Here is a 23,045-nt window from a genome sequence, read left to right as displayed (position 1 = left end):
CTGTCCCTGAAGCCAGCACCAAACTCGCTACTTTGTACATTTTGCCAAGCCGTTGCAGCAGGAGCGAGCTATCGAATCACCGGCTTCGTGCCTGAAAACGAGACTCCTTTTGAAGTGTCTCAAACAACTCTTTCTCCCGTGCACTTAAAGACGTCGGAATCTTAATCTCCAAAGTGACGTAGAGGTCACTTGCACCGTTGCGAGTCAACATTCCTTTGCCTTTCAAACGCATGCGTGTCCCACTTTGAGAGCCCGCAGGAATTTTGAGCTTAACAGTCCCAGATAAGGTCTTGAGTGTGACCTGTGTACCCAAAGCCGCTTCCCAAGGACTCAGTGCGAGAGTGGTTTCAGAGTCGCGATTCGGCTCCGAAGCATGGCCAAAAATCGTATCGAAAAAACTGCTGAACCCGCTACCCGTTCCAGCATGGCTAAAATCAAAGTGCACGTCTTGGAAGCCTGGCGATGTTCGGAAATGATCGCCGGCTTTCCAGTTGGAACCGAGCGTATCGTATTTTCTTCTGGATTCGGGGTCCTTCAAAACTTCATAAGCTTCCGAAACTTTCTTAAATTTTTCTTCTGCGCTTTTTTCTGGATTCATGTCTGGGTGATACTGACGGGCTAATCGGCGATAAGCCTTTTGAATCTCATCCGCTGTAGCCTTTCGACTGACACCCAGCACTTTATAGTAATCTTGAAACTGAACCGACATAGAAACCTACCCTCAGGATAAACACCAAACCTACGCAGGAAAGACACGCTGGCGGACTTCGTTCACATAGGCCTCGCAAGCCTGGTGCACCAGGGCCTTCCCTTGCACATATTCTTTAGCAAATGGAGGCTTTGCCTCTGGGTTTAATCCGAGCATATCGTGCAATACCAAAACTTGTCCATCGCAGAGTGGACCCGCTCCAATTCCAATGCTTGGAATGCTCAACGCTTGGCTTATCTCGCCCGCTAAATCCGAAGGAATACACTCCAACACACACGCATAAGCTCCTGCCTCTTGCAGGGCCAATGCCTCTTGAAGCAATCGCTTCCGAGCTTGCTCGGTTTTGCCTTGCATCTTATAGCCCGATAACGCATGAACACTCTGCGGAGTGAGGCCCAGATGCCCCATGACCGGAATGCCCGACTCCACCAAGGCTTGCACCGTAGGCACAATTCGCAAACCGCCTTCCAACTTCACAGCATGAGCCCCAGCAACCATCAGCTGAGCAGCGTTTAGAAGAGCCTCTTTCACATCGTGTTGATAGCTCATGAATGGCATATCCGAAACAAGATGCGCACGATGAGCGGCACGTGCCACCATCTGCGTATGATAGACGATGTGTTCGACCGTAACCCCTAAAGTCGTCTCTTGCCCCTGAACCACCATGCCCAGACTATCGCCCACCAACAAAATATCGACCCCTGAATCATCCAGAATTCGAGCGAAGGCCGCATCATAGACCGTTAGCATGACAATTGGTTCAGAAGCATTTTTTTTCTTCAACAAATCTTGAATGCGAATCATTTTGGGCTCCAATGAAACGAAGCTGCTAACCATTCCGAATAACTATTGCAAAGGGCATGAAACAAAGTAACCGCGAACAGGCTTCCTGAGCGATGGTAAATCCAAGAGAAAAGAAGGCCTGGGAAAAAGGGGAGAAGCCTAACGGGATCGTATTCTCCTATAAAATGCCCCAAAGCAAAAGCGGCATTCACGCACAAAACGCCTGAGAGACCTCCCCAAATTTTCTGCAAAAATCCGCGATAGAAGTATTCCTCCGCAAGCGCAACAAACAAAAATTGAACGCAGAAACTCCATAGCATGGCAGTATTCGGCTTCGCTGGAAAAAACGCCGTTTGATAGCCCGCTCGACTGGCCCAACCAGTCTGGGCTAAAAAATAAAATCCCCCGTAGAGCGAAAACGTGATGAAGGCCAGCCACAGAACGAACTTGAAAGAACGTAAATCGACCGTATTTAGAAAGGCCAAGGGACTATCCATGGGACGTATCCAGCCTGGCACATAGATCTGATAGGCAAACGCAGCCAAAAAAGCGAGGTCTCCACTCAGCGGCTTTAAGAGCGCCAAGCAAAGCAAAAGCCCGAACGCTGCCCAAGCCGCCTGGATTCTCAATGCTTAAAGTCTCCCGCTTTGACTTGAGCAATCGGAGCTGTTTTCGTGTACTGCTCAATGGCCGCCAGAACTTCTTGCGTTGTCAGCGCTTGGATTCGTTGAAGCAAATCCGCTTGAAATTCAAAGGTCCGGCCTAATTCCAAGTTCCCACTCAAACTTGCAACCACGTAAGCATCGTTCGCCAGCATATTCTGCACCATGGAACAAAAGCTCTCTTTGCTTTCTTGAAGCTCTTGCTCCGTAATGCCCTTGCTCTGCCATTTGTTCAACTCTTCGCTCAAAGCGTTGAGGGCCTTTTCTGCATTATCCGTCGCTGCCATCGCATACAGGCCCAGAGAAGCGTTGGCCGTCATTTTGCTGGCTTCCAGCCAAGAACCCGCGCCGTAAGAAAGCCCTCCTTGTTCACGCAATCGATTCCAAATCCGAGACTGCATGCTTTCACCCAACACGTAAGCACCGATTCGCATAGCGGGGTAGTTCGTGGCATTATCTTGCAAGGGCAGGTTCATGCCCATCGCTAAAAGTGCCATTTGCTTATCGGGTGTTTGGATGACTTTTAAACCCGCGGAAGTAGGCCGATAAGGCTTGATAATGCGCTCAAAAGATTGCTTTGCCTTCCAAGACCCAAACTCTTCGTTCAGCGCATGCTGAACCGCTTCCACCTCAAACGAACCGACCAAGGCCAGCTCTAAGTGACTCGCACCATACTGATCATGATAGAGCTGCTGAACCTGCGCCGGATCCAACGCTTTTAGCCCGGAAATTCGTTCTGGAATGGTGGGCACGTAATGGATGCTATCCTGAGCCCAGGGGTTCTGTTCTCGATCTAACTCATTGAATCCGAGGGTCTTGGGATCCGCGAGTGCTTCTTCTAATTCACTCATTTCTTTTTTGCGAAGAATCTCAAATTCATCCACCGATAAAGCGGGAGATTTGAGAATCTCAGCCACGAGCCGTATCGCTGAAACGATGTTATCTCGGTCACTGCTGATCTCAACGGTGGTCCGACCCGGTGTACCGTTGAAGCGCGCCGTGGATTGCAATCGATCGAACTCATCCTGAATCTGCTGAAAGCTCTTCTTCTGCGTCCCGCGCATCATCCAATGCGGCAACAAAGCCGTGGCTTCGTTCTGACCCGTTAAACTAGTTTCGGTTCCATACCGCAAAATGAAATTCGCTTTCACTCCATGGCCCCGTGTTTTTTTGGGAAGAAAGGCTGCTTTGATGCCATTTTGAAGCTCGACTCGGGAAATATGCTTCTCCAGATTTTCAGGGGTTGCTTCAAAATCATCGCCTTGCTCGGTCTGCTCCGAGCCACGATACGTTGAAAGCATACCGGCAATGTCCTTGACCTGGCTAATTTCTGCTCGTGCCGCGTTGGAGGTCGGCACAAAGACCCCTGCAGTCCGATTGCTTTCAATCAAATAGCTCTTAGCAACACGCTGAACATCTTCCAAAGAAACGGTTTTAATCTGGTCTCGTGCCCAAAAATGGAGACGATAATCTCCTTGAGCAATGGACTCGCTGAGGTTTAAAGCCAGCTTTTTGCTGTCCGAAGCCATCATTTTGTAATTTTTGAGCATGCGTGTCTTGGCACGCTCAACCGCTTCGCTCGTAATAGCCTGTGATTGCTTTTGCTCCAAGTCGGCAATTAAATCCGTCAAAAGCACCTCGACGGTTTCTGCTTTCACCGGTTTTGCCATCATCATAAGCACTCCGGGCTCAGCCAACGGGTAAACCATGCCAAACATTTCAGAAGCTTTGCCGCTTTTGATCAATTGCTCATACAAAAATCCACCGGGCTCTTGCGCGTACAGCTCAACTAAGATTCGAATCGCTGCAAAGTCTGCATGGGCCGCCGCGGGTACGTGATACACGACGCCAGCCGCCGCCACCTCACCCGATCGCATCAAACGAACCTGCCTCGAGCCGTCTTGTGCAGGCTCTTCCGTATAGGTCAAGTCGAGTTTGCGTTTGGGCTTGGGGAGCTTCGCAAAAAATTCGTTGACATAGCCTAAAGCCTTTTGAGCATCGAATTTTCCTGCAATCATCAATACGGCATTGTCCGGTTGATAATACTTTTTGTAAAACGCCTTTAAGTTTTTAACCGGAACGCGTTCAATATCGCTTCGATTTCCAATGGTGCTTTTACCGTAGTTATGCCAGCGATAAGCCGCTGAAAGCATTTGATCATGCAGCACTCCAATCGGATCGTTCTCGCCAATTTCAAATTCGTTTCGAACAACAGTCATCTCGGAAACCAGATCCTGCTTTCGAATCCAGGCGTGGGTCATGCGATCCGCTTCGAACTGCAGCCCGAACTTCAGATTTTCATCGCTTGCAGGCATGGTCTCAAAATAATTGGTTCGATCAAGCCAGGTGGTGGCATTAAAGAGCCCTCCATGTTTCTGCAAGACGCCCTTAGCATCTGGAAATTGAGGCGTTCCTTTGAAAAGCATGTGCTCGAGTAAATGCGCCATGCCTGTTTCACCACGGCCTTCGTGTCGAGATCCCACCAGATACGTGATATTAACCGTCACCGTCGACTGGGAAGAATCGGGGAACAGTAGAACCGATAAACCATTCGACATCCGATATTCCTGAATGCCTTCAAACTCTCGAACCATCTCAAATTTCGCTGCCATGCCAAAACCACCTATCGTGCAAAGAAAAATTAAAATCCGTTTGCTCATACGAATGAGGATATCTATCGATTTTCTACGGATGGTTCAATAAAAATAGCGCCGTCTTCCAAACGATAGGCCGTCAAAGAATTCCCCCAGACGCAACCCGAATCAAGCGAAATGCAGTTGGCATGGACCCGGAGTCCCAGTGCGGACCAATGGCCAAATAAAATCGTATGGCTCAACGCGGGTCGATTTTTGATGGCGTACCAAGGTCGATAGCCTTGGGGAGCCAGCTCTGGACTTCCCCTGTAGCCGTAGCGAATCCGACTGATCGTTTGGCAGGTACGCATATGAACAAAGGCATGCAAAGCGAATGCTGCGCGATCATAGCCTGTGCGAGTCTGACGCCCTCTCTCTTCTTGATGGCTGTAAGCGTACGCTAGAAAGGCACCCACCTGGCTGTTTTGCAAGTAATGCTCAATGAGCAAGCTTTCTTTCTGCGCTTGGCGCACACTCCACAAAGGAAAGATTCCCGCATGGACCAAAGCAAAGCTCTTGTGAACATGCAGGAGGGGCTGAGACTCAAGCCAGCCAACCAACTCGTCCCCATGCTTGGAATCTAGAATGGGTTGCAGATCAGGAGCTTCTTGCTGCACCACCCCATGGTACAGCGCGAGCAAATAGATTTCATGATTCCCCAGCACACAGGTCACGCGATCTTGCAGATCAAAAACGTAGCGCAAAACGTCTAAGGACCTGGGACCACGGTTGATCAAATCTCCCGCTAACCACAAGCGATCGTGTTTTGGATCAAAAGCAACGCGCTTTAGCAGTGCTCGAAAAGTTTGATAACAGCCTTGAATATCACCGATTGCGTAAGTAGCCATCGACGAAGGTCATAGCGCATCATTCGGTCGCACAGCAAGGCAGTTCACTTGTCAATTGCAAACTCTTGTGCCAGAGGAGGGAAGATGAAAGCTTCCGATTGGATTCATTCGGCTGATGGAACGAAGCTTTTCCTCCGCAAGGCGCTTGTGAAAGGCCCGTCTCAAACCGTTGTGCTGGTTCATGGTTTTGCCGAGCACTCGGGTCGTTATGAAGAATTGATTCAGCGTATCCATGCCATTGGCTTCAACGTTGTGGCACCGGATCTGCGAGGGCATGGCCGATCGCATGGAGATCGGGGTTATATTGATTCGATCCAGCAATACGTTGAAGACCTGGATGCGGCCATTCGATACGCGTGTGATCTCAATCAGGATTCGAAAATAGGGATAGTCGCCCACAGCATGGGCGCCCTCGTCGCCATGCTCTACGCCGCCCAGCCTGGCAGGCCATTAACCGGCCTGGCTCTGTCATCTCCTCTCATTGAAATCGCCCTAAAAGTTCCGCCTTGGAAACGTCAAGCCAGCCGCCTTCTTTCCTGTGTAGCCCCTCGATTTTCGCTGAAAAGTACTTTGGAGGCTCAGTACCTGACGCATGACCCAGCGAAGATACGAGCTTTCCAGCAAGATCCTCTGGTCTTTCATCACGTCACCGCTCGATGGTTTGAGATTATGACTCACATCCGCCCAAAAGTGTTTGATCTGGCTCCGCGAATTCACACCCCCATTTTACTTCAGCTCTCAGCCAAAGACCACATCGTTGATTTTCAGACGAATCAAGAGTGGTTCACTTGCCTTGGCAGTCACAATTCAATCCTGAAAATTTACGAAGGGCTCTACCATGAAATCTACAACGAAATCCAACGAGAAGAACCCATCCAAGATCTGCTCAGATGGCTCAGCCAGCCCTCCAATCCGGATTTCTAAGCGAATCTTGGATTTGATCCCGATGGTACGCTTTAAATTTCTCAAGAAGAGCGCGATCTTTTTCTCTCTCAAAGAAAAAAATCCTCATCTTTAGGAGACGTAGCCGACGAAGCAATCCCATCACCGAACGGTAACGTGCACAGGATCTCCGTTCGGGAAAGCTAAGACATAAAATCCTCTTGCCTTGGGAGTAAAGGCTCCATTAAACACACCATCGTAAGCGACATCGTCCTTCTCTTTCCCCAAGTCATTTAAAAGATTTCCGCTGATATTCACTAAATCCATGCTCAATCTTGCTTGTGTAGACTCTGCACAACGAATCTTCAGCAGCGAAAGTTTCAGCGAATCGCCCAAGACCATCGTATGAGCATTGCCGAGCGGCAAAAGCCTTGCTTGAACCACCTGATCATGACACGATATCGAACCGGTTCCATGGGGACCGATGGCTCGTATTAAGCGGCCGGTCGCGGTGGTATTGATGGCTCCAAGCACGGGCTTACCGCCTGCAAGAATCAGGTTCTTGAGAGATACCCAGTCCATATCCGGATGCGCACCTTTGATAAATCCAGCCAAACCGGCCACAAAAGGACTCGCCATCGAAGTTCCGCTCAAATATTCATAGCTCGAGTCTGGGGTGGTGCTTAAAATATCGACGCCGGGAGCCGCCACCATCACCGAGTGTTTTCCGTAATTTGAGAAAGAAGCCAATCGACCCTTGTGATCGACCGCAGCCACAGAAATCACATTGCTGAGACTAATATTCGATGGAAAGGAGGGGTTTTCATCATTATCATTGCTCTCATTGCTGGCAGCCACAACAAACAAAATGCCTAATTTTTGGTGAGCCCGAACCGCGTCCACAAAAGCCTGCGATTCCAATCCCCCTCCCCACGAATTATTGGTTGCACACATCCGAACCGGATCTCGGCTTCGCTTCGCCAAAGCAGCAAAATAGTTCATACAGGTAATCGCCCCGGCAGTATCTCCCGAACCCTCCGCATCCAAAAATTTGCAAGAAACTATTTTTGCTTTTTGCACAACGCCTGAGATCCCAATTCCATTATTGCCTTCTGCAGCCATAATTCCAGCGACATGGGTTCCATGCTGATTATCGTCCATCGGGTCCCCAGACCCTGTGAGAGCGTTAATCCCGTGAACGTCATCGATATAGCCATTATGGTCATCATCGATCCCGTTACCGGGAATTTCGAGTGAATTGGTCCAGATATTGTTTTTGAGGTCCGGATGGGTGTAATCAACTCCCGTATCAATCACCCCTAGAACCACAGATGCGCTACCCTTAAAGCGATCCCAGGCCGAAACCACGTTGATATCGGTATCGTAGATTCCGCCAGTTTGACCCTCGTTGTTCAAACCCCATTGATGCTGAAAATAAGGATCATTGGGGGTGCCAACCGCATGAACGATGTAATTTGGCTCGGCGTATTCAATGCTTGGATCGTTTCGATAAGCTGCCAAAGCTTTTTCCATCGTTTGGCCCAAATTGACCTGAACCAATTCCAGTCCTCTGGGATGCTCAAACCGACGAACGCGAAACGTTTTGGCTTGTATATGGATATCGCTCATCGCTCTCACAGAACCCGTTTCTTTACGCTTCACTAAAATGCTACCCGCTCGGTATTCTGCAGAAAAAGCCCATGGCGCTGCCAATATCACAAATAAAAAAATAATATTAAACACTCTGAGTATCCCCCTGTATTATTTATATCGATCTCATTTAGTCGATATGAAAATAATAATATAAAATAAAGCTTAAAGTAAACCTTACTGTGTTATAAATTATCTTGAAGGGGAATGGCGGGGTGGACGGGACTTGAACCCGCGGCCTCCGGCGTGACAGGCCGGCGTTATAACCAACTTAACTACCACCCCACCTAAGGGAGGAGTTGCCCTTGTAGAATGATTCCGTTAGGTTCGTCAAGAGAGGAGGATTTGTAAATGCAAATTTCAGTTACTTTTCGTCATTTGGAAGCCACCGAGGCTCTTAGGCAACATGCAGTCGATAAAATTAACAATCATTTAAAAAAATACACCGATGACAGCGCGTACTCACACGTAGTCTTGAGCGCCGATAAACATGGCCAGAAAGCGGAGATTCAGATCAGCTCCCATGGCATGCTCATACGCGGAAAAGGAGACTCCAGCGATCTCTACAACTCCATTGATCGGGCGGTTGAGAAGCTTGAGAATCAAATCCGAAGGTATCGAGATCGTCTTTCCCACCATAAAGTCAAAGAGGGTGCACGCAAACGGGTCACTTTCAACACCTTGGCGGAGATTGATGCGCATTCCAGCAATCTGCCAGCCAATATTATTGAGAGTAAAGAAGTCGAAGCCCGGCCGATGATGTTGGATGAAGCTTGCCTGCAAATGGATCTCCTAGGAAGCGAAATTTTGGTCTTTTTAAACGCCAAAACCGAGCATCTCAACATTCTTTACCGAAAAAAGAATCAAAAATTCGGATTGATCGAGGCGGTTTGATCGCGCTGTCCGGATTATCGGGGGCAGGTAAATCCACTGCCGCAAGAGCCTTGGAGGACCTTGGCTACTTTGTGGTGGATAATCTGCCTGCCGAGCTTTTTTTGAAACTCATCGAACTTTCTCAACAAGGACATCCCCTGCGCCGATTAGCTCTGGTCGTCGATTCACGCAGCGGAGAAGGAATCAATCAATTTGTTGAAGATTGGAAGCAGGTACTTGCCCAAGGGCAGCCCATCCAGCTGTGGTTCTTAGACGCCTCGGATGCCACTTTGATTCAACGTTTTCAGGAAACACGTCGCCCTCACCCAATGGATTCAAACGGTCGAGGTCTCTTAGCAAGCATTCAAAACGAGCGAGCCTGGTTATCCGAAATAGCGAGCCTGGCCGAGCAAACCATTTCAACGGATGGGTTCAACAGCCACCAATTAAAGACCGAGATCAGCCGATTAGCCGGAATGGAACCGGAGAACTGCCTGTCTGTGCGCCTGATGAGTTTTGGTTTTAAACATGGAATTCCTCCGGAGCTTGATTTATGTTTTGATGTCCGTTTCCTTAAAAATCCTCATTTTATCGATGCCCTAAGACTCAAAACGGGTCTTCAACCCGAAGTCTCCGATTTTGTGTTTTCAGATTCAAAAGCCAATCCCTTAATCGATCGCTTGATCGATTTGCTCGATTTTTTGCTTCCGTGTTACAAAGCTGAAAAAAAGTCTTATTTAACCGTTGCCATCGGATGTACGGGAGGGAAACATCGCTCGGTCGCTTTCGTAGAAAAACTCGGCAAACATCTTGCCCAATCCGGTTGCAAATTTCAAATCACCCACCGGGATCTGGAAAAGTGATGAAAATTCTCTGGCTGTTGCTCTTTTTAGCCTGCTCCCCAAAACCTGAGCCCAAACCCAGCTATGCCATGGCTGAGCAGCTCTTTGAACAGCAGAAATTTATTGAAGCCTCGAAAATCTTATCTTTTTTGTTGGATGATCAACCCACTCTACCCGGCGCTCGCAACTTGCTGGCGCGCTGTTTCTTTTTTTTAGGCAATCCCAATCGCAGTTTTGAAGAACTCGAATTCGTCCTACAAAGCAGCGAACCTCTTTCCGAAGCAAGCTTGGACGCTCTATTCTTGATGGGCGCAATCTCACTCGAATCGGCGAGTCTTCGATCCAGCAATGACATAAAAGGCGAACAGGCTTGGAAACTGTACTTGAAGGTATCTCCTCACACGGATCTTAAAGCAAAAGTTCAGTCGGGATTGGCAGAGATTCAAATGCTCAAGAATCCTAAAAAAGCCACGGACTTGGCACGTTCGTACATCCAGAATTCGAACCCCTCCAAAGCCCTGCTAATCTTTGCACGCCTTCTCTCCAAGCACCCTCATTACGTGCCAGCATGGCACTATCAAGGAATGGCATACGTGATGAATCAAGATCCTCAAAACGCCATTCGGAGCTGGAAGCAAGTCTTGCAACGTGACCCTGCTTATGCAAGGCGTTTCAAATTGCACGAACGAATGAGGATTGCGGAGAATCTATGAGCGGAAAAATGGTCACTCTTGAAGGATGGTATATTTTGCATGACTTTCGCCGGTTCGATCAGGCCCAATGGCGCCAACTTTCTGATGCGGCTCAAGAAGAGATTCAATCCGAATTTTCAGAAATTCTAGAAAGCTTCGAGCGTGTGAATTCAAACCGTTCCGGTGCTTTTGGGCTCTATCAAATCCTAGGCCATCAGGCAGATTATCTTTTTTTAAACCTTCGAACCGATTTGCACGAACTTTCAAAAACCGAACAGCGTCTGCAAAAATCACGTTTATTCGATTTTTTAGTCCCCACCTACTCTTACGTATCGGTCGTTGAATTAAGCAACTATGTCAGCTCTGAAAGCGCCACAAGCCCAGAAGTACAAGCCCTGTTGGATGCTCGATTAAAACCTGCTTTGCCTGATCTGAAACACGTCTGCTTTTATCCCATGAGTAAAAGCAGGGCGGTTGGAGCCAACTGGTACCTTGAGCCCTTGGAAGAGCGCCGTCGGATGATGAAAGAGCATGGGAGTATTGGGCGCACTTACGCGGGCAAAGTCCTCCAGATGATCGGTGGCTCGATTGGATTCGACGATTGGGAATGGGGAGTCACTTTGTTTTCCGATGATCCGCTTCATTTTAAACATCTGGTGACGGAAATGCGATTCGATGAAGCAAGCGCCCGTTTTGCGGAGTTTGGGACTTTTTACCTCGGCAATCGCATCTCACTCGCCGATCTGAACGCCGGGTTCAAAATATCCAAGGTTTAAGACCCCGTAGCCGGCTTTGAGTAAATCTCGGTGTAAAACTTCTTGTTTCTCTGGCAAAGCAAAGCACAACAGGGTATCGCCACCGCCAGCACCGCTCGGTTTCACATAAGCTCCGTGCTGCCCGGCAATGCACTCAATCGCGTCAAACGCGTGACCCAAAATCGGGATTCCCGCTCCCGTTTCTAATTGGCGAAGTGCTTGAATGTTTTCCATCATCAAATTTGATACATCCGACCACTCTAGAGCACCGGTCCACCAGTCCTGCCAGGCATCGCTATTTTGCCCAAGCGTTTCCACAAGAGCATCGTATCGCTTGGTCGATCGATTTTTGAAATCCAAAAAGGATTTTAAAAAATCACTGGTTCTTTGTGTTTTTTTTGAAAATACGCACGTCAAGTATTGAGCATTTTGGTTAGGGTTCAGCGAAGTAACAACGCCTCTTTCAAAGCGAATGAATCCGCCTGTAAACGAGGCAGCAATATCAATCCCAGAACCGAAACCGCCTGAGAATTTTCGATGCGCTTTCAGAGCAACTTCATATACGTTTTGAGAATCCGCATAAGCTGCCATACAAACCGCAGCAGCAGCCGAAGATCCTAAGCCCAATTTGAGCTTGCCCTCATAAAGCGCTCTGGAATCAAGTTGAAACAAGGGATCTTGGGAATGTCTCGAAACACAGTCCCACAATTGAGAAGGACTTGGAATTCGTGAAGGCACCAAAAAAACCCGCCGGTTCACCGCCATGGCCAGCCCGGGTTGACCTTCTAAGACCCCGTACTCTCCCGCTAAAACAAGTTTTCCTGGCGCACTGATCACAGAATCATCGCTCCAGGACCCGGTCTCGCCTGAAGAATCTCGATCACGCCGGGTATTTGATTCAGCCTCTTGAGCAGGACTGGAACATCTTGATCCTGGCATAAAATTTTGACGTGTGGGCCTGCATCCATCGTAAAGTAAGCCTTAACTCCCTCGGCTTTGAGCTCTCGAAGGCAATTCAGAACCGATAATGATAGGGGCTCGAAATACCAGATTCCTGGCTTTGCCGCCATCATGCTCGCGTGCATCTTCAGCGTGGAATATTCCATCGCCTGACCAAGGGCTTCAAATTGATTTTCTTTTAAAGCGCGAAGCGCGGCCGTTAAATCTTCGGGATGCGTCAGAACCCAAGCAGCGTAATAAGGCGATGTTTCGGCCGTATGATTCATGGCCGTTCTTGAATCCCTATGTTTTTTTGAATCGGAACAATGCACCACCAGTAGATTTAAATCAAACGATGGGGCTTGGACTGGCTCCGCGTAGCCTTCTGGATGCATCCGAGCAAGCCCAGGAAAAATACTGCGTGCGGCCGAACCCGATCCCGTTCGCGCCAGTTCGCTGAGGCCACGCGGACTAAGGCCGAGCTTAAAAAATGCGTTTGCAGCCACGCTGAGAGCTGCAAATCCTGAAGCCGAGGAAGCAAGCCCCGACGCTGTTGGAACGCAATTTTTCGATACCACCTCCAACCGTTCCCCCGGCTTTCGAATTGGGTCAAGAAATTCAAATACCCGTCGACTGGAAGCACCAGACTGTACTTCGCTGTTCAAGATAAATCGATCGGCTTCCGATGCTTGGATTGTCGTTTGAGAGTAAAAACAATCCAGCGTCAACGATAAAGAACCCACGGCCGGTAAATTACCGGGTCCAGGAACTTTGCCCCAGTATTTAATGAGAGCGATGTTCGCATGCGCGCGGGCTGTAACGGGAAGCATTGGAGGTGCCGATCGGAATTGAACCGATGTTAACGGTTTTGCAGACCGCTCCCTAACCACTCGAGCACGGCACCCCAAACAGTTCCCTCGCTATGCCATAGTCCCTTCGGGGCGTCAACAATATGCTGAATTCCATAAAATCGGCTTTGATCTTTTCTCCAGCACGAGCCCATTGGCCATCTTAACGACCTAAGCAGTATACTCAAACATGCTATCTTGCTACGATGAAAGGCGTCTTATGCAGTCATTCTACAAAAAAGGCGTCTACCATAACTTGGAAGATCTCTATCATCAGATCAATTCTCGCTATTTCGAGAATCGTGTCGAAGCAACCATTGCTTGGGGGAAATACGGCAAAACGACCGCTCGAAAACGTTCTATCCGCCTAGGCTCTTATTGTATGCGTCGAAAGAAGATTACCATTCATCCCGCACTCGACCAAGCGTGCGTTCCATGTATTTGCATTGAACGGATTGTCCACCACGAAATGCTTCACCAACTGTTTCCTGCCAAACGCACTCTTTTCGGGCGACGTTCCATCCACCATGCTGAATTCAGGCGGAATGAGCGATTGTTTATTGGAGCCGATAGGGCCGATCAGTGGATTCAAGAAAACCTTCGTCATTTACTCTCTTGACCTTTTTCCTTACTCGATGCATAACGGCAAAGCACCGCGGGAATAACTCAGTGGTAGAGTGTAACCTTGCCAAGGTTAAAGTCGAGGGTTCGAATCCCTTTTCCCGCTCCACTCTCCCTTTCCATGAAAGCTCACGAAAAATCGAAATACCAATCTGGGCCTTTTGGGGTGTCTTTGATTTGCAAACCGCAGGTTGAGAGTTTTTGGCGCAGCTCATCCGCTTTCTGCCAATCCTTTTGAGCTCGAGCTTGATTTCGCTCTTCTACTATCTGAGAGAGTTCCCAGGATAGAACCGGACGCTCAAATTGACTCACTCCCAATCCAAAAACCTGATCAAAATCTTCCACAAGTTCTAATTGATTTTCAGTCCCCAAATCAGCGTCTTTCACAACGTCCCAAAGAACCCGCATGGCAACCGGTAGATCCAGATCGTTCGCCAATGCCTGCTTAAATGCTTCTTGGTACGAATTTTTTTTCTCCGGAGCTTTCCCTTTCTTCGGTTCTAGTCGCCACCCCAAGACTCGATTTTTCAATGATTCAAAGGCATTTTTAGAAGCTTGTAAAGACTCGTAACTAAACGAAAGTTGAGATCGATAGTGGGCCCCCAAGCAAAAATAACGATAATGCACGGCCTCAAAACCCTGCTCTCTCAACGTGGATAAAGTCAAAAAATCTCCTTTTGATTTTGACATCTTAGCTTTATCCAACACCAAAAATTCGCCGTGCATCCAGACATTCACCCAACGATGACCCAAGCAACCTTCCGTTTGAGCAATTTCGTTCGTATGATGAACCGATATGTGATCCACCCCTCCACAATGAATATCAATTCTCTCTCCCAGATATTTAAGGGCCATGGCCGAGCATTCAATGTGCCAACCCGGAAAGCCGACTCCCCAAGGAGATTCCCATTTCATGACCTGGTTTGGGTATTTGCTTTGAGAAAACCACAAAACAAAATCCAAAGGATTTTCTTTTCTGGAATCGATATCGACCCGAGCACCTTCCATCAGCTCCTCTAAATTACGTCGTGAAAGCTTAGAATAATCCTCAAATCGATGAATTCGAAAGTAGACATTGCCTTCAACGACATACGCAAAGCCATTCGAAATTAATTTCTGGATCATGTGCTGCATCTCTGCAACGTGTTCGGTTGCTCGGCAAACAATCGTAGGCTTTAGGATGTTAAGCGCTTCCGTATCCTGGAAAAAAGCCCTCTCATAATAACGCGCAACCTCCCAAGGGCTCTTTTTTTCACGCTTTGATGCCAGCTCCATCTTATCATCGCCCACGTCCGAGTCGGACTCCAAGTGCCCAACATCGGTAATGTTCATCACATGTTCCACGTGGAACCCAAAACGCTGAAGCGTTCGGCTCAGAACATCTTCAAACACGTAGGTTCTTAAGTTACCAATGTGCGCGTAGTGATAAACCGTTGGACCGCAGGTGTAGAGGCTGGCTTTCGCAGCTTGGTTGGGTTTGAATGGCTCAATCGCGCGACTCAGGGTATTGTAAAGCTTAAGATGCATGGAATCCTAGCTTAGCCTTTCTCGGAGCCAGGCTCAAGCCCCAAAAGGGCTTTGCAAACGGAATCGTCTTGATTTGGAGCGTTCAACCAAGTGGTGGGTCGTCACGGATTCGAACCGTGGACCAACGGATTAAAAGTCCGATGCTCTACCGGGCTGAGCTAACGACCCACACTGGAACGCCCGACGATGTAATCAAAAATTGACCATCTGTCAAGTCTGCTTTTCGAAATACACCCAAAGCAATGGGCGCATTGGGAGCATGTTCGTCACTCATGGAAGTGATCTCAGAAGACGTTCGTAAGCGTTCAAAGTCTTCTTTTCGACAAGCAACAGCCATCAGTCGGTGCGATACTTTATCATAAGTGTCCAGCCTCGAAATGACTTCCTGACCGACGTAACAACCCTTATTCCAATCTATCCAATGGCCCAGTCCCAGTTCGAAGGGGTTATGATCTTCGTTGATCTCATTCGGAAATTTAGGGATGCAACTTGCGATGCGTTCTTTCTCCGACAAAGTTTCTGGAGAATCGTCAAGCGCATATTCATGAAGCAGGACTTGCTCGGAGAATAGATATTGTTCGAACCAAGATTTCAGTTTACCAGGACGGTCATGACTGCTGGTCAGCAGCCATCGACCTTCGCTGAGTGTAATTTGGTGTACGACATCGATCAGGCGACCCTTTGGAGTTAAAAAACAATTTCCAAAAGCGACTGCTGGAGCTGCTCCAAAAACATCTCGGGTTGAGAGTCGGTGAAGAAACGACGTTGCGTCGGGCCCTGACACCTCAAGGAAGACCTTACAAGGAGAATAAAATGAAGTATCGTTTGCTAGCACCTGGACCGACTCCTGTGCCAGAGCGCGTTTTGAGCCTCATGAGTCGCTCCATGATTCATCACCGCACCCCAGCTTTTGAAAGCATTTTTGCTGATTGCATCCAAGGACTCAAGTGGGTGTTGCAGACAAAAGAAGATGTTTTGTTGTTGTCTTGTTCCGGAACTGGAGCTTTTGAAGCAACTTTCCAGAATTTTTTCTCTGCGGGTGATTTGGTTCTTAATGTGACAGGAGGCAAATTTGGCGAGCGCTGGGGAAAAATGGCCGAACGCTTTGGACTTAAAGTCCATACCATCGAAGTCCCTTGGGGGAAATCTGCAAACCCAGAGGAGGTGCGCCAAGCTCTTGAGCAATACCCTGAATGCCGAGCCGTCATTTGCGTTGCCAGCGAAACGTCTACAGGCACGCGACAACCTTATGAAGCCATTGGTCGCGTCGTTCAACAAAAAGCGGATTGTCTATTGATTGTGGATGCGATCAGCGCACTCGGCGTCTGGGATATTTCCCCTGAACGGGATCACATTGATGTCTTGATTGCAAGCTCTCAAAAGGCTCTGATGCTTCCACCCGGTTTGGCTTTTTTGGCCATAAGCCCTAAGGCTTGGGAATTCAACCGAACCGCTCAGATGCCTCGATTCTACTTTGATTTAGCCCAAGAAAAGAAAGCCCAAGCCTGCCATCAAACTGCCTTTACCCCAGCCGTTTCGCTGATAGCAGGCCTTCAAGAGTCTTTAAAAATGATGAAAGAAGAGGGACTCTCGGCGATTTTTGAACGCCATGCACGCGTGGCTCGAGCGACACGAGCCGCCATCCAAGCACTTGGGCTGAAACTATTTTCCGAATCTCCTGCAGACTCTCTCACAGCCATCTATACCCCCAAAGAAATACGCCCGAATGGTGTTTACACGGGATTACAGGATCGAGCGAAGCTCACGATTGCAGGCGGCCAGGGTGAATGGAAAGGCAAAATTTTTCGCATCGCGCATCTGGGATATTTCGATGAACTCGATATTCTAACCGTTTTGAGTGCTCTGGAAATCGTGCTCAGGCAAGAAGGCTACGAGCAGTTCGAACCCGGATGCACGCTCAAAGCAGTTTATCCCATCCTCTCAGAAGGATTTAAGATTTAATCCCATTGGAGCGATTCCAGTTTGAAATGGATTGCTTCGTCCGGCTACGCCTCCTCGCAATGAAGAAATAGGAGGTTATGCAAGAGAGTCTTGCATAGGGCGCGAGAGTCTGAACTAGCTAAATCCAAGATGATTTTTATGATTTGCCTTCTCAGTTTTGCGCTTTTTGCAGATGATCACGTTTTGGAGGCTGCCAAGTTTTCTCATGCGGTCTATCAACCACATCCAGATTCTGAAAAAGAAGTGATCTTAGACCATGAGAACCTCCTGCTCGGCAATCGCTTGCTGGTGGCGAAAGACGAGCACAAACCCATTCTCTATTTTGCGATACGGGGAACCGGTCCATGGCAGAACTGGTTCGCCAACGCTCATATTGCAAACGATTTTATGGAACAGATCATGCCGGACTGGCTCTTCGAATCCTACCAAAAGGTGAAGCAAGGCCCTGAATTCTGGTTTCGCTTAGCCTTTCGCGATTTGAAAGAAGCTACCCTTCAAATCCTCGCTCGCTACCCAAACCACCGCCTCGTGATCACAGGACATTCTTATGGAGGAGTGATGGCAAACCTGTTGGCCCAAGACATCGCACAGCTTGAACCCAAACGAATCCTCGAATGCCACACGTTCAATGCCCCCGGAACCCAAGAGATCCGAGAAAAAACGCTGAAACTTCCTACAACGTCCGCGAAGCAGCTCCAGCAGTTTTACAACCATCTTCGAATCAGCGACCCAATTGCCTGGCTCAACACGCACGAAGGCCACGTGGTCTCTTACCCTCCTGCAGCCCGTTTTGAAAGCCTCACAGACGAACACAAGATGGAGCTTTTTTTAGAAGACCTGAGAGGTTCTTGAACCGCTCTAGGCCTTACGAGCGGTAATCTGATCGACCAAGTCATTGAACTGATCAATGGAAGCAAAGTGAATGACCAAGGTGCCACTACCCTGATGGTTTCGAAGTTCCACGCGTGTTCCCAAAACCTGTTCCAGGCGCCTGCGAACTTCTTTCTCGTCGCCAGACTCCAATTTTTTCGTTTTCTTCTGAGAAGAGTTACGTTGCTTTTCTGCTACCAGGGCTTCCGTTGCACGGACGCTAAGCTGCCGCTCGGTAATTTGGTTCACCACTTGATGGATTAAGGACTGATCTTCTAAAGAAACCAGTGCACGGGCATGTCCCATCGTAATTTTCTTCAATACCACCTGGCTTTGAATCGCGGGAGGCAATTTAAGCAAACGAAGCGCATTAGCAACCGTGCTGCGCTCTTTGCCGACAGCTTGAGCCACCTGTTCTTGATTCAAACCTTGTTCCAGCACCAAGCGCTGATAGCTTTCCGCTTCTTCAATCGCATTGAGATCTTCTCGTTGAATATTCTCCACCAGTGCCAGAGTTAATAGGTCGCGATCCGAGACTTCGGAAATAATGCACGGCACAGTCTTAAGACCCGCTCGTTCCGCGGCACGCCAACGGCGCTCTCCTGCAACAATTTCATAGCTTCCTTTGGGATCTTTTCGAACAACGATCGGTTGAAGAATTCCATGCTTTTTAATGCTTGAAGCAAGTTCCTCCAACGCTTCCGGCTCAAAATGCTGCCTGGGCTGCCCGCTGCTTCCGTAAATCTCTTGTATCCCCAACTGAACCAAGCCTTCTGGAGGTCGAGACTCGATTTTAGGAATCAAAGAGCCCAAGCCTCTACCCAAACCCGAAGGATATTTTTTAGCACTCATTTTTTCGCTGTTCCTTTACCTGTTTTGCTGGCGATTTCCTTTGCCAAGCCCATATAGGCTTTGGAGCCTTTCGATGAAGCATCGTAGACCACAGCCGGCATTCCGTGGCTTGGAGCCTCAGACAATCGAACATTCCGAGGAATGATGGATTTGTAGACCTTCTCTGGGAAATGTTGATGAGCTTCATCGACAACCTGTCGACAAATTTTGTTCCGAGAATCGTATAAAGTGAGAACCAATCCAGCCAGTTTCAAAGAAGGGTTAAGAGAACCTCGAACCAATTCAATCGTTTCCAAGAGATGAGAGAGCCCTTCCAAGGCGTAATACTCACACTGCAAGGGTACAAGAACTTCTTCTGCAGCCGTCAAGGCGTTAATCGTCAACAGACCCATCGATGGAGGGCAGTCAAGAATGATATAGTGATAGTCTGATTCCAGGTTTTGAAGCACTCGTTTAAGATGCGTTTCGCGAGACAAAGTCCCGACAAGCTCCACTTCGGCTCCTGCGAGTTGAATATTCGAAGGTACGATTTCCAGACGATCGACCTGCGTGGGAAGAATCGCATCTTGGAGCTTCGCTTTCTTGATCAGAACTTGATAGATGGTCGCTGAGTCTCGGTCGGCAAAGATTCCGAAACCGCTGCTCGCATTCCCTTGCGGATCCAAGTCCAATAATAAGACTCGATGTTTTAACAACGCAAGCCCAGCGGCAACATTCACCGCTGTAGTCGTTTTTCCGACTCCCCCTTTTTGGTTTACAACCGCAATGATTCGACCCATCAATATACCCAAACCCTTTTATCTGGATGTTCCACGTGAAACACCTACTGCCAGCTGACGCTCGTTGTTGGGTTCTAGCGTATATTTGCAAATTTGTTCAAGGCTCATTTTCACTTTTCCCAAGGACTCCGGTTCAAAAGCACACGAAGTAAACAAAGCCAATTTTGCTTCAGGTCCAAAAGCATGTTTCAAAATCTTGAAATTTTCCGGAGAGAACGCGGCACGGCTCAGCGCTCGTTGGATACCTCGAAGATTTTCTACACGTTTCGATAAAACCTGGACTTGAGTTAATCCCATTTCAAAAGCGGCTAGATGGAGGAAAGAGCTTTTTTTCTGGGATGATTCTACCAAAACAATCGCTCGCGCAGGCCACAAGACAGCTGCCACCAAACCTGGAAATCCTGCTCCACTTCCCAAATCGTAGAAGACTTCGGAACTGGGCTCTAAAAAACCCATCGGAAGAGCGTGTAGACCCAACAGACAATCCTTATAATGATTTTTCAAAATAAGTGCAGGATCTTTGAGAGCCGTCAAATTATGGACGTCTCCCCATTTTTGCAGAAGATCGCGATGAATCCTCAACTGCTCTTTTTGTCTCAAGCTTAAGTGTATATTTTGAGAGCTTAGCTCTTCCCACAAGTTTTCCACAGATCAGGCTCTCTTTCTCCACAGATTTCTTTTTCCACAGATCCAATCGCAGCGAAGTGTAACACTGCCTGTGGAAAACTCGAGCTCTAATTCATTTTTTCTTTTAATTTCAGTTTGTTAGGTGAATTTAGTTTTCCACAGCCCCTGTGGAAAACTTGTGAATAAGGTGTAGAATCCTTGTGGAAAGCTTCGAAAACTCCAGTGGAAAAAAACCCCTTTTTCCACAGAAATGAGCCCCCCAGGGGAGCCTGTTTTCCACAAATCGAGTTTTCTTTCGAAAAGTTTTCCACAGCGTTTCTGTGGAAAACTTGTGGGAAATCTGTGAAATTTAGGTCTGTGTTTTTTTTCCACAGGTTTCCCACAGATTCCCCACGCTTTTGCCCACAGACTGATCAACCCCTAATGCATTGAATTTAAGAAAGAAAAAAAGTTTTCCACAGTTTCCACAGGACCTATGATGATGATGAGTTTTTTTAATTTAATTGAAAGATCATCGGATGACCTTGATCTGCCTGAGCAATCAGGATAAACGCTGCCTATGGAAATTCGAATCGCCGTATCGGAACTTTCAAAGGCAATGCAATTGCTTCAAGGGGTTGCACAACGAAAAAATACGATGCCCATTTTAGCGAATGTTTATCTGGAAGCTCAGGATCATACGCTGCGGCTCAGTGCCACCGATTTGGATATTGGACTTCAAATTACCCGCTTATGCGAGGTAATCCAGCCCGGTATGATCACGGTTTCGGCGCGCTCTTTGCTTGATATTGTTAAACTTTTGCCGGGTCCTCACGTAACGCTGATCGCACTTCCGAATCAGCACTTGATGGTCAAAAGTGGGAAAACTCAAGCTCGATTATTGGCTTTGCCTCCCGAAGAATTTCCACGACTGGCAGACGTATCAGGAATTGCTTGTAGCCGCGTAAATTCGAAAGGCTTTTTAGAAGCGATTCAAAAAACCATCTATTCCTCCAGTTTGGATGAAAATCGCTACAATTTAACCGGAGTCTACGTCGAGCCCGGAACCAATCCCGATGATCCCGTCCATTTCGTTTCGACGGATGGACACAGACTCAGTCAATATAAACTTAGTTTGAATCAAGAGCCTCTTAAGCTCGAGCATCCAGTTATCTTGCCCCGAAAAGGACTGAACGAAGTCCTCAAGATCTTGGAATCACACGCTCAAGATGAAAATCACGTCTTTGAACTTGGTTTTTCCAAGCAGCAAGCGGTTCTAAAAACCGAAGATGTCCAGCTCACCATGCGCCTCATCGATGGTAAGTTTCCGGATTATAAGCAAGTGATCCCCCAATTGTCCGATAAAATTATTCGATCGACCAAATCAGACTTTGTGGCGAGCTTGCGGCGTGTGGCTGTTTTAACCAGCGAGCGAAATCAAAGCGTTAAGCTCGCTCTGAAATCGACCGAAATGACCGTTTCTTGCGTGAACCCTGAAGCGGGAGAAGTTTCGGATGATGTTCCTTTGGAGTATGCGGGTCCAGATATGGAAATCGCTTTTAGCGTTGGGTATTTGATGGAGGCCATTGCCTCTTTGGGAGATAGCAATATCATGATGCGTTTCACGGATCCCTATTCTCCAGCGATTGTCACCGGAATTCACGAAGATCATCATCTCTGCGTGGTGATGCCGATTCGTCTTTAAGCTATGATACGCATTATTCTGCTTGTACTAATTGGATTGGCTGCTGGCTATTTCTTGTTTTCGGATCAAAACCGAGTGTGGGATCTTTTAAAGCGAAGAGTCCTCGATCTCGATATGCCGGAAATTCGTGCACCGTCTCAGCTCCTTCAAGATATGAGCCCTTCTCAATCTCCGGATTACTCCGATCAAGATCGAGATCGGTTGGATTCTATTTTAAGAGATCACTCGCTTCAGTCCCCCTAAGTCAGGATTGTCACTCTTCGGCTTCGGCGGAAGGCTTGTAAGAGTCAACTGCGTCTGTATAGTGAGGGCATCTCAACCGATTCGGGTTTGAGTACAGGCGGAGAACGCTATGAAAAATTCCATTTTAGTCATCTTGCTGATTTCCGGAGCCTCGCTGGGTCTAGGGGCTAAGATGAGTGGAACTTCAATTTTCTTCAAATGGCGATTCTGACGGGTGACGAATCGGTGTTTAAAACGCTTTATCAACGCTACAGCGATTCCAGTTCGTTAACGATGCCGTCCGAAGAAGGCCTTTCGCTCGCGGATTTTGCGTCGTTGGCTGGAACCTACTTTGTTGGGAGGAAGCTTAGGAGCCTTGAGTTGGGCTTATCAACAACTTGAAGCCCCTCCGAAACGCAGAGGACGCCCTCCTGCTGTGACGAGCTGGCAGAATCTATGGCAAGTAGCGAGCTTGGTGCTGGCTCCAGGAGCGGGTGCAGCGGCCGGCGCTTTGGTGGAGGGCTTTTTAGAGCCTTCGTGCCAGAACGATCGTCACTATCAAAACACAGATATTTCTGAAAGCGGAATTCTGGATCATTGGATTCAGTTTGCGAAATTTATTGATCACCATCCGGGTAGCTACATGCGAGCTGGTTCGACGTGTGAGTCGAACGACCGCAAGGTTTTGGATTTTAAACAAGCCCCATTTCCGACTTATATCTCTCGCAGAGGCTTTGATTTTGTGTTGTGTATTAAGGCCGAATGATCCCCCTTTTGTCATGAAC

Annotated in this window: 24 protein-coding genes and 4 tRNA genes; 12 read left to right on the top strand and 16 right to left on the bottom strand. The window is 48.1% G+C overall.

Translation table 11 applies throughout. The features are described from left to right. Positions 1 to 76: 76 nt before the first annotated feature. The 5 genes from I8H75_00585 to I8H75_00565 all read right to left on the bottom strand — a co-directional run bounded on the left by I8H75_00585 (position 77) and on the right by I8H75_00565 (position 5,635). Positions 77 to 709 carry a DnaJ domain-containing protein gene (locus tag I8H75_00585; GenBank protein ID MBH2005838.1) on the bottom strand — a complete coding sequence of 211 codons (633 nt, stop codon included), beginning with the start codon at positions 707 to 709 and terminating at the stop codon, positions 77 to 79. Between the two features lie 30 nt (positions 710 to 739). Beyond that, the gene (panB, locus tag I8H75_00580; GenBank protein MBH2005837.1) at positions 740 to 1,513 is read right to left on the bottom strand and encodes a 3-methyl-2-oxobutanoate hydroxymethyltransferase; all 774 of its coding nucleotides are present in this window, start codon (positions 1,511 to 1,513) and stop codon (positions 740 to 742) included. Next, on the bottom strand, positions 1,510 to 2,121 hold the full coding sequence (locus tag I8H75_00575; GenBank protein ID MBH2005836.1) for a CPBP family intramembrane metalloprotease: 612 nt from the start codon (positions 2,119 to 2,121) through the stop codon (positions 1,510 to 1,512). Before I8H75_00575 ends, panB begins: the two co-directional genes overlap by 4 nt. Then, the gene (locus I8H75_00570) at positions 2,118 to 4,766 is read right to left on the bottom strand and encodes an insulinase family protein (protein ID MBH2005835.1); all 2,649 of its coding nucleotides are present in this window, start codon (positions 4,764 to 4,766) and stop codon (positions 2,118 to 2,120) included. Before I8H75_00570 ends, I8H75_00575 begins: the two co-directional genes overlap by 4 nt. A gap of 62 nt (positions 4,767 to 4,828) precedes the next feature. Beyond that, positions 4,829 to 5,635 (bottom strand): symmetrical bis(5'-nucleosyl)-tetraphosphatase, encoded by an 807-nt coding sequence (locus I8H75_00565; protein MBH2005834.1) that lies wholly within the window; start codon positions 5,633 to 5,635, stop codon positions 4,829 to 4,831. Positions 5,636 to 5,719: 84 nt separating this feature from the next. Here I8H75_00565 and I8H75_00560 point away from each other — a divergent pair, with 84 nt between their 5' ends. After that, on the top strand, positions 5,720 to 6,559 hold the full coding sequence (locus tag I8H75_00560) for a lysophospholipase (protein ID MBH2005833.1): 840 nt from the start codon (positions 5,720 to 5,722) through the stop codon (positions 6,557 to 6,559). Between the two features lie 120 nt (positions 6,560 to 6,679). Here the strand turns inward: I8H75_00560 and I8H75_00555 are convergent, their stop codons facing one another. Both I8H75_00555 and I8H75_00550 read right to left on the bottom strand, forming a co-directional pair. Continuing rightward, positions 6,680 to 8,260, bottom strand: coding sequence for a S8 family serine peptidase (locus I8H75_00555; GenBank protein ID MBH2005832.1), 1,581 nt, complete (start codon positions 8,258 to 8,260; stop codon positions 6,680 to 6,682). Positions 8,261 to 8,375: 115 nt separating this feature from the next. Beyond that, positions 8,376 to 8,452, bottom strand: a tRNA-Asp gene (locus tag I8H75_00550). 66 nt (positions 8,453 to 8,518) lie between these two features. On the opposite strand from I8H75_00550, the gene raiA reads away from it, so the two are divergent. From raiA to I8H75_00530, 4 genes are read left to right on the top strand one after another with little or no spacing between them, the layout of a single operon-like run. Further along, positions 8,519 to 9,061, top strand: a complete 543-nt coding sequence (raiA, locus tag I8H75_00545) for a ribosome-associated translation inhibitor RaiA (protein MBH2005831.1) — start codon at positions 8,519 to 8,521, stop codon at positions 9,059 to 9,061. Further along, the gene (rapZ, locus tag I8H75_00540; GenBank protein MBH2005830.1) at positions 9,058 to 9,903 is read left to right on the top strand and encodes an RNase adapter RapZ; all 846 of its coding nucleotides are present in this window, start codon (positions 9,058 to 9,060) and stop codon (positions 9,901 to 9,903) included. Before raiA ends, rapZ begins: the two co-directional genes overlap by 4 nt. Next, entirely contained in the window at positions 9,903 to 10,595 is a 693-nt protein-coding gene (locus I8H75_00535; protein MBH2005829.1) for a tetratricopeptide repeat protein, read from the top strand. Before rapZ ends, I8H75_00535 begins: the two co-directional genes overlap by 1 nt. Beyond that, positions 10,592 to 11,350 (top strand): heme-dependent peroxidase, encoded by a 759-nt coding sequence (locus I8H75_00530; protein MBH2005828.1) that lies wholly within the window; start codon positions 10,592 to 10,594, stop codon positions 11,348 to 11,350. Before I8H75_00535 ends, I8H75_00530 begins: the two co-directional genes overlap by 4 nt. On the opposite strand, the gene I8H75_00525 is transcribed toward I8H75_00530, so the two are convergent. The 3 genes from I8H75_00525 to I8H75_00515 form a co-directional block, all read right to left on the bottom strand. After that, a complete protein-coding gene (locus I8H75_00525; GenBank protein ID MBH2005827.1) occupies positions 11,306 to 12,166 on the bottom strand; it encodes a hypothetical protein in 861 nt (286 codons plus the stop codon). The genes I8H75_00530 and I8H75_00525 overlap by 45 nt on opposite strands. Continuing rightward, positions 12,163 to 13,098 (bottom strand): diphosphomevalonate decarboxylase, encoded by a 936-nt coding sequence (gene mvaD, locus I8H75_00520; protein MBH2005826.1) that lies wholly within the window; start codon positions 13,096 to 13,098, stop codon positions 12,163 to 12,165. Before mvaD ends, I8H75_00525 begins: the two co-directional genes overlap by 4 nt. Further along, a tRNA-Cys gene (locus tag I8H75_00515) sits at positions 13,099 to 13,172 on the bottom strand. It lies immediately after the preceding gene. A gap of 164 nt (positions 13,173 to 13,336) precedes the next feature. Here I8H75_00515 and I8H75_00510 point away from each other — a divergent pair. Both I8H75_00510 and I8H75_00505 read left to right on the top strand, forming a co-directional pair. Continuing rightward, positions 13,337 to 13,735, top strand: a complete 399-nt coding sequence (locus I8H75_00510; protein ID MBH2005825.1) for a hypothetical protein — start codon at positions 13,337 to 13,339, stop codon at positions 13,733 to 13,735. 36 nt (positions 13,736 to 13,771) lie between these two features. After that, positions 13,772 to 13,846: transfer RNA gene (locus I8H75_00505), tRNA-Gly, on the top strand. A gap of 20 nt (positions 13,847 to 13,866) precedes the next feature. Here the strand turns inward: I8H75_00505 and I8H75_00500 are convergent. The 3 genes from I8H75_00500 to I8H75_00490 all read right to left on the bottom strand — a co-directional run bounded on the left by I8H75_00500 (position 13,867) and on the right by I8H75_00490 (position 16,048). Beyond that, entirely contained in the window at positions 13,867 to 15,264 is a 1,398-nt protein-coding gene (locus I8H75_00500; protein MBH2005824.1) for a cysteine--tRNA ligase, read from the bottom strand. Between the two features lie 91 nt (positions 15,265 to 15,355). After that, positions 15,356 to 15,432: transfer RNA gene (locus I8H75_00495), tRNA-Lys, on the bottom strand. Next, positions 15,410 to 16,048, bottom strand: a complete 639-nt coding sequence (locus I8H75_00490) for a hypothetical protein (protein ID MBH2005823.1) — start codon at positions 16,046 to 16,048, stop codon at positions 15,410 to 15,412. The genes I8H75_00495 and I8H75_00490 overlap by 23 nt, the downstream gene beginning before the upstream one ends. Positions 16,049 to 16,077: 29 nt before the next feature. Between I8H75_00490 and I8H75_00485 the strand changes: the two genes are divergently transcribed. Both I8H75_00485 and I8H75_00480 read left to right on the top strand, forming a co-directional pair. Then, positions 16,078 to 17,226 (top strand): alanine--glyoxylate aminotransferase family protein, encoded by a 1,149-nt coding sequence (locus I8H75_00485; GenBank protein MBH2005822.1) that lies wholly within the window; start codon positions 16,078 to 16,080, stop codon positions 17,224 to 17,226. A gap of 129 nt (positions 17,227 to 17,355) precedes the next feature. After that, a complete protein-coding gene (locus I8H75_00480; protein ID MBH2005821.1) occupies positions 17,356 to 18,078 on the top strand; it encodes a DUF2974 domain-containing protein in 723 nt (240 codons plus the stop codon). A gap of 6 nt (positions 18,079 to 18,084) precedes the next feature. On the opposite strand, the gene I8H75_00475 is transcribed toward I8H75_00480, so the two are convergent. The 3 genes from I8H75_00475 to I8H75_00465 are packed head-to-tail and all read right to left on the bottom strand — an operon-like array spanning position 18,085 to position 20,375. Next, positions 18,085 to 18,948 carry a ParB/RepB/Spo0J family partition protein gene (locus I8H75_00475; protein ID MBH2005820.1) on the bottom strand — a complete coding sequence of 288 codons (864 nt, stop codon included), beginning with the start codon at positions 18,946 to 18,948 and terminating at the stop codon, positions 18,085 to 18,087. Beyond that, positions 18,945 to 19,727 carry a ParA family protein gene (locus I8H75_00470; GenBank protein ID MBH2005819.1) on the bottom strand — a complete coding sequence of 261 codons (783 nt, stop codon included), beginning with the start codon at positions 19,725 to 19,727 and terminating at the stop codon, positions 18,945 to 18,947. The genes I8H75_00475 and I8H75_00470 overlap by 4 nt, the downstream gene beginning before the upstream one ends. An 18-nt stretch (positions 19,728 to 19,745) precedes the next feature. Continuing rightward, on the bottom strand, positions 19,746 to 20,375 hold the full coding sequence (locus I8H75_00465) for a class I SAM-dependent methyltransferase (GenBank protein ID MBH2005818.1): 630 nt from the start codon (positions 20,373 to 20,375) through the stop codon (positions 19,746 to 19,748). Positions 20,376 to 20,913: 538 nt separating this feature from the next. Between I8H75_00465 and dnaN the strand changes: the two genes are divergently transcribed. The 3 genes from dnaN (at position 20,914) to I8H75_00450 (ending at position 23,026) form a co-directional block, all read left to right on the top strand. Further along, positions 20,914 to 22,038 (top strand): DNA polymerase III subunit beta, encoded by a 1,125-nt coding sequence (gene dnaN / locus I8H75_00460; protein ID MBH2005817.1) that lies wholly within the window; start codon positions 20,914 to 20,916, stop codon positions 22,036 to 22,038. A 3-nt stretch (positions 22,039 to 22,041) separates the two neighbouring features. Then, a complete protein-coding gene (locus I8H75_00455) occupies positions 22,042 to 22,281 on the top strand; it encodes a hypothetical protein (protein ID MBH2005816.1) in 240 nt (79 codons plus the stop codon). A gap of 307 nt (positions 22,282 to 22,588) precedes the next feature. Beyond that, complete coding sequence (locus tag I8H75_00450) at positions 22,589 to 23,026, top strand: hypothetical protein (GenBank protein ID MBH2005815.1); 438 nt, start codon at positions 22,589 to 22,591, stop codon at positions 23,024 to 23,026. Positions 23,027 to 23,045: the final 19 nt, after the last annotated feature.

The sequence above is a fragment of the Myxococcaceae bacterium genome (genome assembly GCA_016000045.1).
Lineage (GTDB): Bacteria > Myxococcota > UBA727 > UBA727 > JABDBI01 > AER2-1.
This window is presented reverse-complemented; position numbering and strand designations above follow the sequence as displayed.